General features: G+C 71.8%; 10 protein-coding genes. 4 read left to right on the forward strand and 6 right to left on the reverse strand.

The window, feature by feature from the left end:
- Positions 1–19 precede the first annotated feature (19 nt).
- Positions 20–4,081 carry a LamG domain-containing protein gene (locus AB0F52_RS01175; RefSeq protein ID WP_360163282.1) on the reverse strand — a complete coding sequence of 1,354 codons (4,062 nt, stop codon included), beginning with the start codon at positions 4,079–4,081 and terminating at the stop codon, positions 20–22.
- Positions 4,082–4,390: 309 nt separating this feature from the next.
- Positions 4,391–5,230: a 16S rRNA (cytidine(1402)-2'-O)-methyltransferase gene (gene rsmI / locus AB0F52_RS01180; protein ID WP_360163284.1), complete on the reverse strand. Its 840-nt coding sequence runs from the start codon at positions 5,228–5,230 to the stop codon at positions 4,391–4,393.
- A 67-nt stretch (positions 5,231–5,297) separates the two neighbouring features.
- Between rsmI and AB0F52_RS01185 the strand changes: the two genes are divergently transcribed.
- A complete protein-coding gene (locus tag AB0F52_RS01185; RefSeq protein ID WP_360163286.1) occupies positions 5,298–6,866 on the forward strand; it encodes a phospholipid carrier-dependent glycosyltransferase in 1,569 nt (522 codons plus the stop codon).
- On the opposite strand, the gene AB0F52_RS01190 is transcribed toward AB0F52_RS01185, so the two are convergent.
- Positions 6,867–7,580: a helix-turn-helix transcriptional regulator gene (locus tag AB0F52_RS01190; RefSeq protein ID WP_360164571.1), complete on the reverse strand. Its 714-nt coding sequence runs from the start codon at positions 7,578–7,580 to the stop codon at positions 6,867–6,869.
- 76 nt (positions 7,581–7,656) lie between these two features.
- Between AB0F52_RS01190 and AB0F52_RS01195 the strand changes: the two genes are divergently transcribed.
- Entirely contained in the window at positions 7,657–8,226 is a 570-nt protein-coding gene (locus AB0F52_RS01195; protein WP_360163288.1) for a class I SAM-dependent methyltransferase, read from the forward strand.
- On the opposite strand, the gene AB0F52_RS01200 is transcribed toward AB0F52_RS01195, so the two are convergent.
- The gene (locus tag AB0F52_RS01200) at positions 8,223–9,995 is read right to left on the reverse strand and encodes a serine/threonine-protein kinase (RefSeq protein WP_360163290.1); all 1,773 of its coding nucleotides are present in this window, start codon (positions 9,993–9,995) and stop codon (positions 8,223–8,225) included. The genes AB0F52_RS01195 and AB0F52_RS01200 overlap by 4 nt on opposite strands.
- Before the next feature lie 185 nt (positions 9,996–10,180).
- Between AB0F52_RS01200 and AB0F52_RS01205 the strand changes: the two genes are divergently transcribed.
- Both AB0F52_RS01205 and AB0F52_RS01210 read left to right on the forward strand, forming a co-directional pair.
- Complete coding sequence (locus AB0F52_RS01205) at positions 10,181–12,052, forward strand: propionyl-CoA synthetase (protein ID WP_360163292.1); 1,872 nt, start codon at positions 10,181–10,183, stop codon at positions 12,050–12,052.
- 69 nt (positions 12,053–12,121) lie between these two features.
- On the forward strand, positions 12,122–13,687 hold the full coding sequence (locus tag AB0F52_RS01210; RefSeq protein WP_360163294.1) for a beta-N-acetylhexosaminidase: 1,566 nt from the start codon (positions 12,122–12,124) through the stop codon (positions 13,685–13,687).
- 2 nt (positions 13,688–13,689) lie between these two features.
- Here the strand turns inward: AB0F52_RS01210 and AB0F52_RS01215 are convergent, their stop codons facing one another.
- Positions 13,690–14,283, reverse strand: coding sequence for a TetR/AcrR family transcriptional regulator (locus AB0F52_RS01215; RefSeq protein ID WP_360163296.1), 594 nt, complete (start codon positions 14,281–14,283; stop codon positions 13,690–13,692).
- Complete coding sequence (locus tag AB0F52_RS01220) at positions 14,273–14,956, reverse strand: MOSC domain-containing protein (RefSeq protein ID WP_360163298.1); 684 nt, start codon at positions 14,954–14,956, stop codon at positions 14,273–14,275. The genes AB0F52_RS01215 and AB0F52_RS01220 overlap by 11 nt, the downstream gene beginning before the upstream one ends.
- Positions 14,957–14,978 lie beyond the last annotated feature (22 nt).

Consider the following 14,978-nt stretch of genomic DNA (forward strand, 5'->3'; position numbering starts at 1 on the left):
CGGGGAGAAGCCGGCGGGATTACGGGTGGTCGAGAACGGTGTCCGCGTTGATGTGCTGCTCGTCGAGCACACCGCTGTAGACCCGGATGCCGCGGAGGTCGCCGTACCAGTAGTCGGTGTCCATGCCCTCGAAGCGGCCACGGCCGAGGAACAGGTCCTCGACGTCGCTCGCGCCGTTCCAGCCCACGACGTTGTCGACGCACTTCGTCGTGTACCGGTAGGCGTCCGTGGTCGCGTACAGGCAAGCCCGGTGGAGCACCGCGTCGTACGTCCCGGCCAGGTGCGTCCAGACGTTCGGCTGGGCGTCCCCGTCCGGCGTCACCAGCGCGGACACCGGCGTCGACGGGGTGGACTCCTTCATCCACATCGCCCAGCTCCAGCGCGGGTGCCAGGCGCCGCTCGCGTCCTGGACGCCGCGGTGGCCCAGGAGGTAGGGCGAGTAGTAGGCGCCGTTCGCCCCGAGCGCGGTGCGGCCGGGCTTGTCGACGCCGGCGGGATCGGACGGATCCCGCTGCTTCTCCTTCGCCGCGTCCGCGTCCGTCCAGGTCTTCTTGACCCACGCCTCGACGGTGAAGCTGCGGTCACTGCGGAAGTTCTGCGGCCGCGGCCCTTCGATCTGCGAGCCCCACGCGAACGGGAAACGGGCGACGTTCGCCCCGTTCTCGTCGGTGGTCAGCTGGACGTTGCCCGAAGGCGTGCCCGTCACGCCGCTCACGGTGTCGGTCGTCGTGCCGTCGAGCTGGTAGTTCGCCCGCAGCACCGCCGTGTTGGCGAGCCCGGCGATCTCCGCGGCGGGCAGCGCCCGGTCCCAGACCTGGACCTGGTCGATCGAGCCGTTGAAGACCCCCAGGTCCTGGTCCGCCACCTTGCCCACGGTGAACGGCCCGGTGCCCCGCCACACGGTCCCGGCGGGAATCGCCACCTCGGTGGCCAGCACGCCGTTGAGGTAGAGCCGTTCCTTCGCGGCCACCGAGTCGTAGACCCCGGTCACGTGGGTCCACAGTCCCAGGTGAGGCGTGATCGGCGCCGCGGCCCAGCGCCACCCGGCCGCGTTCGGATCGGCGCTGTCGGTGGTGCTCATGCCGATCCCGATGTTGTCGGGCGAGTTGCTCATCTGGACGGCGTTGCCGTGGACGCCCTGCTGCGCGAGGATCGTGTAGTGGTTGGCGTCCTTCACCTTCACCCAGGCCGAGACCGAGAAGCTCTGCGAGCTGTCGACGACCGGCGCTGACGTCGCGGCGTAACCGGGGCCCTGGTCGACCAGGGCCTGGCCGCTCCCGTGGCCGATGCCGTCCTCGGTCGCCGACTGGCCCGCGGAGTCCGAGTACCCCGGGCCGTAGGCGAGGTTGTGCAGCACGAGGGTGTTCTCGGTGCCGGTGGCGTCCTTCGTGTCGCCGTCCAATGTGTACTCCCGCGCGGCGTTCAGTCCCGCGGGGACGCCGTTGGCGCCGTACAGGGTGGTGACCTCGCTCGCGGAGAGGGCCCGGCCGACCACGACCGCCTCGTCGATCGATCCCTTGGCCAGGTAGGCGCGGGCACCGCCCGACTTCGCGCCACCCAGCACGAGCGGGCCGGTCACGTTCGCCGCCGTCGCGGACACCGTCTGCTGGAGGGCACCGCCGACGTAGAGCGCGGCGGTGTGTGCGGTGGCGTCGTAGACGCCGGTCAGGTGGGTCCACGTCCCGGCCGCCGGAGCCGTCGCCGAGACCGCCGAGGTGACCGCCGGGCTCGCCACGTCCGCGCCGCTCAGGCTGAACGCCCACTTGCCGGTTTCCAGGTACTGCAGGGCGAACCCGCTGGTCTGGTCGCCGTCCTGGGAAAGGAACGCGCGCCGGCCGCTCAGGTCGGCCGCGTTCACCCACGCCGACACCGAGAAGGACTTCGCGGTGTCGACGATCCGGGCCGGTGTCTCGAAGTAGTCACCGGACTGGCCGCTGAGCACCGCGGCCTGGCCGAGCTTGCCCGCGGCGAAGTTGCCCGTGCCCGCACCCGCGTACCGCAGGCCGGTGACCTGCGAACGGCCGTCGCCCTCGAACTGCCAGGACGCGGCCGGCGCCGCCGCGTCCTTCACCGTGAACGCGTAGTCGACCCGGTTCGACGGGGTCTTCGCCCGGTTGCACGACCACGCGCTGAGCACGTGCGGTCCCGAGCTGCCCGGGGCGATCACCGTGGAGCCGGGCCCGTTGAGGGCCTTCGGCGTCACCGTGCCGGCTTCGGTGCCGTTGCAGCTCGGCGAGGCCGTGTTGTCCAGCCGCCAGACGTAGTGGTCGACCGGGGCCGCGGTGCCGGCCGGGGTGAACGTGAAGTCACCGGCGCGGCCGGGGCCGCCGCCGTAGGCGCCCGACGGGTAGGTCTGCGACGCCACCCCCGGGACCGCGGGCGGGGTCAGCTCGACCTCGGCCTCGCACGGCACGGCCCACGACGTGTCCTTGCCGTCGAACGAGTGGACGTCCCACGAGTAGAACCCGTCGGCGTTCATCTCGTCCTTGGGCAGGGTCGTGACCGCGTTCCGGTTCGCCTGGTTGCCGTCGCTCAGGATGTTGTCCGAGCCGAACTCCCGGCCGTCCCAGGTGTAGTTGCCGGACCCCTTGCTGACGAGTCCCTTGTAGATGCGGAACCGGGCGTCGAGCGCGTTGCCGTCGGGGTCGGAGACGTTGGCCCGGGTCACGTAGCCGGTGCTGGTCGGGCCGAGGACCGGCCGCGAGACGCCCTGGACGCAGGGGTAGGCCTGGGTGCCGTTGAAGACGGCGAGGTTGGCCGGCTGGTTCGGCGGGGAGTTGTAGGTCACCGAGAAGTAGATCTGCGTCGAATAACGCTTCCAGGTCCAATCGTCGCCCTCGTTCGGCGAGACGAGGCCGAAGGTCCAGGTCGGTGAGTTCCCGCCGACCGCGTTCGCGATGACGTCGGTGATGTCGAAGCCGGCGTTCGCCGGGCAGCCCACGACGGTCCTGATGGGGCTCCACCACGACGGCCCGCTGTTGAACGCCATCCCCGCGGAGATGCCCCCGGACCAGACGACGTCGTTGTTCCGCTCGCACCTGCCCGGGTTGGTCAGGCTGAGACTCAGCTGGGCACCGTAGATCTTCTTCCCGGCGAGCCCGCCCAGGTTCATCTCGACGAACGAGCGGGCGGTGATGAGGTGCGATTTGTTGCAGGTCGAGTTCGGGTCGTTCACGTACCCGGCGCGAAGGTTGTCGTCACTGTCCCAGACCGCGTCGCCGGGCGACTTGTTCGAACCGCAGGCGTATTGGACGAGGTAGTGGTTGCGGCCGCAGTTCTGGCAGTAGATGTCGTGCCAGGTCGGGTCGACGTAGACCGGGTAGACGGTGTCCGGTGCGGTCAGCAGCTTCTGGTCCGGGGTGAGGGTGAGCTTCGTCCCGGCGAGGTCCACGCCGACCGCGGCCCGGTGCCCGCCGGGCGCCGGCCCGCGGGTGAAGTCGCGGCCGTCCGGGTCGATGCCGGACGAGTCCCACATGGTCGCGGGCGGGGCGCTGAACTTCTCTTCGCCCTTCGCGTCCCGCACGTGGAGGCTGCCGTCGGCGTCCTTGACCACGGTGCCGTTCCGCACCGGCAGCCCGAAGCCGAGCGTCTCCACCTTCGCGGCGGCCTCGGGGGTCTTGACCACGACGACCTCGTGCACGGTGTCGACGTCGACCTCGACCCGCAGGTCGACGCCGGGCAAGACGTCGGAGTAGGTGGCGGTGGAGCCGGTGACGACCGGCTCGGGCAGGGCGCCGGCCCAGTCGAACCCGGCCGTCGTGCCGTCACGCGTCAGCCGCAGCAGGGGCTGCGCGCCGGCGGACTTCACCGCGCGCTGCCGGCCCGCCGACAGGGTGATCCCGGTGGTCGCGGCCTTCGGGGCGAGCACGCCGTCCTTCGGCGCGAGCGTCGAGTCGGGCGCCGCCCAGCCGCCGCTCTGCTTGACGCGCACGGGCCGCAGGTGGCGGGTGGAGGTGAAGGTGCCGTCCGGGTTGGCGAAGGTTTCGGCGGCCTCGGTGGTCTGGTCCATCGCCTGGACGCGCTTGTGCGCCAGTCCGGCGTAGCGGGCGGCGGTCGCCTCGTCCGGCGCGGTGTCGGGCACCTGCGCGACGGTGTCGGCCGCAGCGGGCGCGGGACGCGAAAAGGCCGTGGCGGGGAGAATCCCGAAAGCCACGGCCAGCACGAGCAGAACAGCGCCGGATCTGGATCTCGGGCAGGACGAAGACACGCGAAGAACCCCCTCGTTGTGCGGCCGGAACACCCCCGGACCGCGCCCCGAAACGATCTCCGATGAACGCCTCGCGCGCCAGCGGCCAGAAGGCTTAATCCGCGCGGAGCCGCCCATCCCCACAAAAAGGACATACTTCCCGGACAGTGCGACTCAGAGTAGAACGGCGTTCTCCAGGCGAAGTCATTGCGGCTTCCGCGCCGCCAGCACGGCGTCGTACAGCTCCTTTTTGGACACTCCGGTCGCTTCGGCGACCTCCGCCGCCGCGGACTTCAGGCGCTCGCCGGAAGCCACCCGCGCCGCAACCTCGTCCACCAGGTCCGCCACCGACACCGCCCGCGGCTCGGCACCCGAGAGCACCACCGTGATCTCGCCGCGTACCCCGTCCGCAGCCCACGAAGCCAGCTCCGCGAGCGTGCCCCGCTTCACCTCTTCGTACGTCTTCGTCAGCTCCCGGCACACCGCAGCGGGGCGGTCCGGGCCCAGCACCGCGGCCGCATCGGACAAAAGGGATGCCAGCCGGTGCGGGGACTCGAAGAACACCGCCGTCCGGGGCTCGGCGCGCAACGACGTCAGCCACTTGGCCCGCTCGCCCGGCTTGCGCGGCGCGAACCCCTCGAAGCAGAACCGGTCACAGGGCAAACCGGACAACGCGAGCGCCGTCGTCACGGCGGACGGGCCCGGCAGGCACGTCACCGGCAGGTCTTCCGCCACGCACGCGGCCACCAGCCGGAAGCCCGGATCGGACACGCTGGGCATGCCCGCGTCCGTGACCAGGACCACCGTCTCGCCCGCGTGCAGCGCTTCGAGCAGCTTGGGCAGGCGCGCCGTCTCCACGTCCTCGTAGAAGCTCACCACCCGGCCGCGCGGGGTCACCTCCAGCGCCGAAGCCAGCGATCGCAGCCGCCGGGTGTCCTCGGCCGCGATCACGTCGGCGTCCGCCAGGGCCGAAACCAGGCGCGGTGAAGCGTCGCGGACGTCGCCGAGCGGGGTGGCGGCGAGGATGAGGCGGCCCGAAGTCACCCGGCCAGCCTAGGCTGATCAGCGGATCCGGACGACGGACGCCCCGTCCCGCCCGTAGGATCGCCCCGTGACCGCCGTGCTGACCCGTCCCGACGACGAAAGCGTCCGGCCGGACCCGGTCGAGGCGCTCCGGCCGCCCACCGACCGCGAGCTGACCCTGCTCGGCCGGGGCATGCCCACGGACCGGTTGCGCGGCTGGGTCGTCACCCTCGTGCTGACCGTGATCGGCGGCATCGTCCGGCTGCAGAACCTCGGCGTGCCGACCGACAAGGGCAGCCCCGTCTTCGACGAGAAGCACTACGTGCCGCAGGCGTGGCAGGTGCTGCGCAACGGCGGTTACGAGGACAACTACGGCTACGAACTGGTCGTCCACCCGCCGCTGGCGAAGCAGCTGATCGCGATCGGCGAATGGCTGTTCGGCTACAACGGCTGGGGCTGGCGCATCATGCCCGCGCTGGCCGGCACGCTGATGGTGCTGCTGGTCATCCGCATCGCCCGCCGCCTGACGCGCTCGACGCTGCTCGGCGGCATCGCCGGCATTCTGGTGATCAGCGACGGCGTCCTGCACCTGCAGTCGCGCATGGGCATGCTCGACATCTTCATCGCGCTGTTCGTGCTCGCCGCGTTCGCCTGCCTGCTCGCCGACCGCGACCAGGTGCGCGAGCGGCTCGCGACGGCGGTCCGCGAGGGCTGGGTCAACGAGTCCGTCTGGGGCCCCAAGCTCGGGTTCCGCTGGTGGCGGTTCGCGACCGGGCTGATGATCGGGCTCACCTTCGGCGTCAAGTGGTCGGCGCTGTACTACATCGTCGCGTTCGGGCTGCTCTGCGTCGGCTTCGACGTCGCGGCCCGGCGCGCGGCCGGCGTCGAACGGCCCTGGCTGGGCACGATCCGCCGGGACGTGCTGCCCGCGCTGTGGGCGATCCTGCTCATCCCGTTCCTGATGTACTTCGCCGCGTACTGGGCCTGGTTCGCCAGCGAGACCGCCACCGACCGGCACTACACCGAGATCAAGGACATCGCGCCGGGCTTCTGGTCGTGGATGCCGCCGGCGCTGCGCTCGCTCGGCGACTACACGGCGAACGTCCTGCACTTCCACGAAACGCTGGTCACGCCCAAGGACAACCCGCACCCGTGGGAGTCGAAGCCCTGGACGTGGCCGATGGGCCTGCGCCCGATGCTCTACAGCTACAACGGCGAGGTCACCGGCTGCGGCGAGGCCCGCTGCATCAGCGCGACGATGCTGATCGGCACGCCGGCGATGTGGTGGCTGGCGATCCCGATGCTCGGCTGGGCGGCGTGGCGCTCGATCTTCCGCGCGGACTGGCGCTACGCGGCCGTGCTGGTCGGCTACCTCGGCGGGTACGTCTTCTGGTTCACCAACATCGACCGCCAGATGTACTTCTTCTACGCGACCCCGCTGGCGGCGTTCCTGGTGCTGGGGCTGACGTTGTGCCTGGGCCAGATCCTGGGCAGTGCCCGCCGCGGCTTCGAGAGACGCGGCACGGGGCTGCTCGTGGTGTCGCTGTACGTCGGGCTGGTGGTGGCGAACTTCGCCTGGCTGTGGCCGATCCTGAACGGCATCGCGATCACGAACGGCCAGTGGGAGGCCGAGCGCTGGCTGCCGTCCTGGCGGTAGTCAGCCGGCGAAGTACGCCCCGGGCGTGACTCCGACGGCCCGCCGGAAGGCCGCGACGAACGCGCTCGCCGAGCTGTACCCGACGCGGTGGGCCACCGTCTCCAGCGGGGCGGCCTGGGCCAGCAGCGGCAGTGCCGCCCGCAGCCGCGCCTGGGTGCGCCAGGTCCCGAACGGCATCCGGCACTCGCGGACGAAGATCCGCGCCAGCGTCCGTTCCGCCGCCCCGACGTCCCGGCCGAACTCGGCGAGGGTCCGCGGGTCGGCCGGGTTTGCGAGCACGGCCGCCGCCACGTCGAGCGCGCGCGGGTCCGCCGGCGACGGCACCACGATCGGCACCACGTCCAGGGGCTCCAGCAGGTCGAAGGCCACGGCTTCGGCACGCAGCCGGGCGGCGGGCGCGACGCCGTCGCCGGTCAGGTACTCCAGCAGCTCCCGCAGCAGCGGCCGGACGACGACCAGCCGAGGCCGCGGCCACGACACCGGCGACCGCGCCGGGTCGGCGTAGATGCCGCGCAGCGCCGCCCGCCCGAGCGCGCCGGTGCGGTGCCGGACGCCGGCGGGCATCCAGAGGGCCCGCGTCGGCGGCAGCACCCAGCCGGCGTCGCCCGCCTTGACCGCGACGACGCCGCGGGCCGACCAGACCAGCTGGTGCGCCGGGTGCTCGTGCCACGGGAACCAGGTGCCGGCGGGCAGGTCGAACGCGCCGAGCAGCATGGCTTGTCCGGTTCGCGACATCGGTTGGCAGCGTATCGGCTACCGGTCACCCGCGCGCCGAAATAGCGTCGGACGCATGCCGATGAACCTGATCCACCGCAAGATCTGCAGCTCGGAGAAGTGGGCCGCGACGGTCGAGGAGCGGCTGACGCCGTGGCTGAAGAAGCGTGACCTCGGCGACGACGTCCTCGAGATCGGCCCCGGCTTCGGCGCCACCACGGCCGTGCTGCTCAAGGCGGTCCCGAAGCTGACGGTCCTGGAGATCGACCACGCGTCGAGCGAGCTGCTGCGGGCGAAGTACGGCGACCGCGCGGAGGTCGTCGAGGGCAGCGGCGCGCAAATGCCGTTCGAGGCGAACAGGTTCTCGGCCGTCGTGTGCTTCACGATGCTGCACCACGTCCCCACGAAGGAGCTTCAGGACGCGATCTTCGCCGAGGTCGCCCGGGTCCTGCGCCCCGGCGGCACGTACTGCGGCAGCGACGGCCAGCTCAACCTCAGGTTCCGCCTGCTGCACATCGGCGACACGATGAACGTCATCGACCCGGCGACGTTCCCCGCGCGACTCGGGAAGGCCGGGTTCGCGCAGGTCGACGTCCAGGTGGAACCGAAGCAGCTGGTGATCTTCTCGGCCGTCAAGCCCGGCTAGCGGCGTGGCATTTGGTTCCCGGGCTGACGCGGCACGACCCGCGTCACCGGGCCGTCCGCGGACTTGCCCGCCCGCGACAGCCAGCCCTCGACCTCGCGGCGCACCGCGTTCAGCGTCGGACGGCGACGCGGCTCCGGGTCCAGCGAGGCCGCCAGCAACCGGGCGTGCGCGCTGCGCTGCGGCAACCGCGACACCGGCTCGGCCCGGGCCGCCGCCATCAGCGCCGCCATCGGCGTCTCCCGCGTTCCGCGCGGCGGCTGGCCGGACAGCGCGTAGCTGATCGTCGCCGCCAGCTGCCACGCGTCGGACGCCGGGGACGCCGTCGCCCCCATGGCCTGCTCCGGGGCGACGAAGTCGGGCGTGCCGATCATCATCCCGGTGGCCGTCATCTTCGAATCGCCCTGGCTGCGGGCGATGCCGAAGTCGATCAGGTGGGCCAGGCCGCTGCGGTCGAGGACGATGTTGGACGGCTTGATGTCGCGGTGCAGGACGCCCTTCTCGTGCGCCGCCGCCAGTGCCCCCGCCATCGTCGCCCACAGGCGGCCCGCCGCGACGTCGTCGAGCGGGCCCTGGCCGTCGACCAGCTCGGCCAGCGGACGGCCTTCGAGGTACTCCATCACCAGCGCGAGGCCGTCCGGCTCCTCGGCCAGGTCGTACACCTTGACGCAGTTCGGGTGGCTGACCACGGCCAGCGCGCGGGCCTCGCGCTGCATGCGCTCGGCCGTGTCGCGGTCGGGCGCGTGCGCGATCTTCAGCGCGACCGTGCGGTTCAGCTGGGTGTCGACGGCCTGCCAGACCGTGCCGAAGCCACCCGCGCCGAGCTGCTTGACGCGGCGGTAGCGGCTGCCACCGGCGTTGCGGGAGCCGGGCGGCGGCGGGATCGGGCCCGGCGCCGCGGCCAGGGCGCCGAGCGGCGGGGACGGCGGCTCGGGCGCGGAGGCCAGCGCCGTCTTCGGGTACGGCCGGTTGACCGGGGGCGGCGGCGGAGGCGGCGGGGTCGGGCGCGGCTGGACCTGCGACGGCGGCGGCCCCTGGGGGCTCTGCTCGCGACGCGGCGGCGGCTCGTCCGAGCGGTCCGACCGGTTGATCACCGACCACGGCGGCGGGCCGACCATCGCGACCGGGATCAGGCCCAGCACGCTGAACGGCAGGAAGCCGAGGAAGAAGTGCAGCGCGGTGTTCGCCTCCATGCCGACGCTGAACACCAGCATCGCGGCGAACGGGACCCAGAAGAACCGCGACGGCCACTTCGGGCCGCGGCGGAAGGCCGTGCGGCCCTGCAGCATGACGAAGAACAGCGAGCCGGCGCCCAGCACGACGAAGGCCAGCAGGTAGACGAAGAACGGGAGGTCACTGCCGTTCTTCGAGAACAGCACGTCGTAGACGCTCTGGCCGCCGCCCAGGTACTTCGTCTGGTTGCCCACCCAGCAGCCGCCGTCGCCGTTGAGCAGGTTCAGTTCCGCCCGGCTCAGGCCGGTCTTGTCGCCGCCGAACGCCGCCCGGTAGACCCCCGACACGCCGTTCGACAGCAGCCACGGCAGCACCAGCGCACTGACCAGGCCGATCCCCCCGAAGACGCCCAGCGTCGTCGCGTCGTAGCGGTTGCCGGTGCCCTTCCGGATGATCGAGACGGCGACCGCGCCGATCGGCGGAAGCAGCGCGACGAGCGCGCCGGCCGCACTCGTGGCCCAGACCCATTCGCCGGGGCAGAAACCCGGGCCGAACAAGGAATGGGCTAGCGAGAGCAACGCGCTCGCGAGTCCGTTCACCGCCGGGCTCCCCTCACTGTCCGTGTTCACTTCGTGGCCGTCACGCGGCGTTTCCCCGCGGTCCAGCTTAGGACGCTCCCGGGCTCCTTGAGGTTGCCGGGTCTTTCCGCGGCCGAATCCGGCACGGCCACCGCTCCCGCGCCATGATGGGGATCGGCGGAACCTCCGACCCGAAGGAGCGGAGCATGGGCGCGTACTCCGAAGCCTACCGGCGCAGCCTGGCCGAGCCGGACGCGTTCTGGCTGGCCGCGGCGGAGTCGATCAGCTGGACCAGGCCGCCGCGACGGGCGCTGGACGACGCGAACCCGCCCTTCCACCGGTGGTTCCCGGACGCCGAGCTGAACACGTCGTACAACGCGCTGGACCGGCACGTCGAAGCCGGCCGCGGCGGCCAGGCCGCGCTGATCTGGGACTCTCCCGTGACCGGACGGCAACGCACCTACACCTACGAGGAGCTGCGGGACACCGTCGCGCGCTTCGCCGGCGCGCTCAGCTCGCTCGGGGTCACGAAGGGTGACCGGGTGATCGTCTACCTCCCGATGGTGCCGGAGGCCGCGATCGCGATGCTGGCCTGCGCGCGGATCGGCGCCGTGCACTCGGTGGTCTTCGGCGGGTTCGCGCCGAAGGAGCTGGCCGCGCGGATCGAGGACGCGAAGCCGAAGGTCGTCCTGGCGGCGTCCTGCGGCATCGAACCGACGCGAGTGGTCGAGTACCAGCCGATCATCGAAGCCGCGCTGGGGATGACCGAGCACCAGCCCGACCACGTCGTCGTGCTGCAGCGCGAGCAGGCGCCGGCCGTGCTGACCGGGCGCGACCTCGACTGGCGGGAGCTGGCGGCCGGCGCCGATCCGGCCGGGCCGGTGCCGGTGGCGGCGACCGATCCGCTGTACATCCTCTACACGTCCGGGACGACCGGGAAGCCGAAGGGCGTCGTGCGCGACACCGGCGGCCACGCCGTCGCGCTCGCCTACTCGATGGAGGCGGTCTACGACGTCCACGCCGGTGACGTCTGGTGGACGGCGTCCGACGTCGGCTGGGTCGTCGGGCACTCCTACATCGTGTACGCGCCGCTGCTCGTCGGAGCGACGACGGTCATGTACGAAGGCAAGCCCGTCGGCACGCCCGACGCGGGCGCGTTCTGGCGAGTCATCGCCGAGCACGGCGTCCAGGCGCTGTTCACCGCGCCGACCGCGTTGCGGGCCGTCAAGAAGGTCGACCCGGACGCCCGTGAGCTGGAGAAGTACGAGCTGAAGCAGTTCCGGACGCTGTTCATGGCCGGCGAGCGGCTCGACCCGGAGACCTACCACTGGGCGCACGAGAAGCTCGGGGTGCCGGTCGTCGACCACTGGTGGCAGACCGAGACCGGCTGGCCGATCGCCGCCAACCCGCGCGGCCTGGAGCCGATGGACGTCAAGGCGGGGTCCGCGACCAAGCCCGTCCCCGGCTGGGACGTCCGGATCCTCGACCAGGCGGGCGAGGAGCTGCCGGCCGGGCGCGAAGGCGCCATCACCGTGAAGCTGCCGCTGCCGCCGGGATCGCTGCCGACGCTGTGGGGCGACGACGAGCGGTACCGCGAGGCCTACCTCTCGCGCTACGAAGGCCATTACCTGACCGGCGACTCCGGCTACTTCGACGAAGACGGCTACCTGTTCGTCATGGGCCGGACCGACGACGTCATCAACGTCGCCGGGCACCGGCTGTCCACCGGGTCGATGGAGGCCGTGCTGGCTTCGCACCCGGCGGTCGCCGAGTGCGCCGTGATCGGCGTGGCCGACCAGCTCAAGGGCCAGCTGCCGCGCGGGTTCGTGGTGCTCAAGGCGGGCGCGGACGTCCCGGCGGAGCAGCTGCGGGACGAACTCGTGGCGCTGGTCCGGCGGGACATCGGCCCGGTCGCCGCGTTCCGCGATGTGTCCATTGTGGACGCGCTGCCGAAGACGCGGTCGGGGAAGATCCTGCGCAAGACGATGCGCGCGATCGCCGACGGCCGCGACGAGGCGGTGCCTTCGACGATCGAGGACCCGAGCGTCCTGGAGGCGATCCGGAAAGCCCTTCGTTAAGAGCTGTTCCAAATGCTCCGGCTGGTCTGTACCTTTGCGGAGAGGGAGTCCCCCACCGGAGGTGCTTCGATGCGCTTGTCCAGAGCCGTCCTGACCGCGGCCGTCGTGAGTCTCACGGCCGCCGGCCTGCCCGCTTCCGCGGCGGCCGCCGCGGCCGCTCCCGAACGGAGCGTGACCGACGTCGTCCCGGCGCCCGTCTCCGCGAAGGCCGATCCTCGCGGTGAATTCCGGCTCACGCCGTCGACCGTGATCACCGCCGACCGCGGCGCCGGCCAGGTCGCGGACTACCTGCGCGGCCTGCTGCGCCCGGCCACCGGCTTTCCGCTGCCGGTGGTGCCGCACGCCGCCGGCCTGCCCGCGCTCTCGCTGAAGCTGGGCCACGACCCGCGGATCGGCACCGAGGGTTACGAGCTGAAGGTCGCGCGCGACGGCGTCACGGTGAAGGCCAACACCGCGGACGGGCTCTTCGAAGGCGTGCAGTCGCTGCGGCAGCTGCTGCCGTCGGCGATCGACGCCCAGCGCGTGCAGCACCGGACGTGGACCGTCGCCGGCGGCACGATCCTCGACTACCCGCGCTTCGCCGAGCGCGGCGCGATGCTCGACGTCGCCCGCCACTTCTTCCGGCCCGACCAGGTGAAGCTGTACATCGACCAGATCGCCCAGTACAAGGTCAACACGCTGCACCTGCACCTGGCCGACGACCAGGGCTGGCGGATCGAGATCAAGAGCTGGCCGAAGCTGGCGACGGTCGGCGGCAAGACCGCGGTCGACGGCGACCCGGGCGGCTACTACACGCAGGCGCAGTACCGGGACATCGTCGCGTACGCGGCTTCACGGCACATCACGGTGATCCCGGAGATCGACATGCCGGGCCACACGAACGCGGCGCAGTCGACCTACGCCGAGCTGAACTGCGACGGGAAGGCCGTGCCGGTGCGCACGGACACCGAGGTCGGCTACAGCTCGCTGTGCATCTCCTCGCCGATCACGTACAAGTTCGTCGAGGACGTTGTGCGCGAGCTGGCGGCCCTCACGCCCGGCCCGTACCTGCACATCGGCGGCGACGAGGCGCACTCGACGCCGCCCGCGGACTACCTGACCTTCGAGCGGAAGGTGCAGCCGATCGTCGCCAAGTACGGCAAGAAGGTCACCGGCTGGCACGAGATCGCCAAATCGGTCCCGCCGGTCTCGGCGGTTCCGCAGTACTGGGACTTCGGCGGCGACAACCCGGACGTCGCGGCGGCCGCGGCGCGCGGCAACAAGATCCTGATGTCGCCGGCGAACTACGCGTACCTCGACATGAAGTACAACCCGCAGACACCGCTCGGCCAGGACTGGGCCGCGCTGATCGAGGTTCGGGATGGGTACGACTGGGATCCGGCGACGCTGGTCAACGGCGTCGGCGAGAGCCAGGTCGCGGGTGTCGAAGCGCCGCTGTGGACCGAGACGATCCGGACCAGCGACGACATCGAGTACATGGCGTTCCCGCGGCTGCCGGGGATCGCGGAGATCGGCTGGTCCCCGAAGTCGACCCACAACTGGAGCGCCTACCGCGCGCGGCTGGCGAAGCAGGCCCCGCGCTGGGTGGCGCAGGGCATCGACTTCTACCGCTCCCCGCAGGTCGACTGGAAGTGACGTCAACCGGCCAGGCGGGCGCGAATCGCCCGCTTGGCCAGTTCGTAGGCCCGGGTTCCCCCGTTCAAGACGGCGTCGGCGTTGGCCGCGCGGCCCAGCGCGTGGAGTTCGAACGCCAGCACCTCGGCGTCGGTGTCGACGTGCCCGAGCGCGACCGCCTCGTCGGCGGCTTCCCGGAGGAAGGCGGCGAACGAGCCGTTCGCCGCCGCCACCGCGTCGTGCACCCGGCCGGGGCGCGCGTCGAACTCCGCGCCGACGTTGAAGAAGAAGCAGCCGCCCGGGAAGACCCGGGTTTCCGAGTAGTCCAGCCACTTTTCGCACACCGCGCGCAGCCGGGGCAGGCCGGGCGCCACCGCCCGCGCGGGCGTCACGACGTGCGAGCGGAAGATGTCCAGCGCGGCTTCGACGGTGGCGAGCTGCAGCTCCTCCTTGGAGCCGAACAGCGCGAACACCCCGCTCTTGCTCAGCTCCAGCTCGGTGGCCAGCCGGCCGAGGGACAGCCCCGCCAGGCCGTCGACCGAAGCGACGTCCACGGCCCGGCGCAGCACCACGCGCCGGGTCGCGTCGCCGCGCGCGATCCGGCCGTCACCCGGCACGCCGCGCCCGCCAGCGGTCCACAGTGGACTGGACGCCGTCGCGGTAGGCCGCCGAAAGCGCGGGCGTGGCCAGCACCCGGTCGGCGAGGTCCAGTGCCGCCTCGACCTTGTCCTCCGGCAGCTGCCCGTAGTTGGCGAAGGAGACCAGGTACACCTCGGTGATCGTCGGCCCGTCCGCGCGTTCGGCCGGCTCGATCGCGCCGGACGTCGGCACCGTGCCGGGCCGCAGCACGCGCAGGTACCAGCCGCAGCGCCCGCTGTCGATCATCAGCGGGGTGACGTCCTTGCGGCCGGTCTTCATGGCCAGCTTGAAGCACGGCTGCCGCGGCTGCGAGACCTGGACCAGCGCGTCACCCCAGGCCCAGACGTCCCCGATCCGGACGTCGTCCTCGGTGACGCCGGACAGCGAGACGTTCTCGCCGAAGCCGCCCGGCTCGGCGTCGAAGCCCTCGGCCACCCAAGCCGGGTAGTGCTCGGCCGGGTAGACGTAAACCGCTTTGTCGACCCCGCCGTGCACGGTGAGGTCGGCCTGCCGGTCACCGTCGAGGTTCAGCTCGGTCAGGGTCAATTCCGGCGCCGCGACCCGCGCCTTCGTGATCGCGCTCAGCACCGGCCGGTCCCGCCGGTGACCCAGGACGCTCGGCTCCCCCACAAACACGCCTTCGACGTTCATGGGCCCGAAGGTAGCACGACCG

Source organism: Amycolatopsis sp. NPDC024027 (assembly GCF_040638975.1).
In the GTDB taxonomy this organism is placed as follows: Bacteria; Actinomycetota; Actinomycetes; order Mycobacteriales; family Pseudonocardiaceae; genus Amycolatopsis.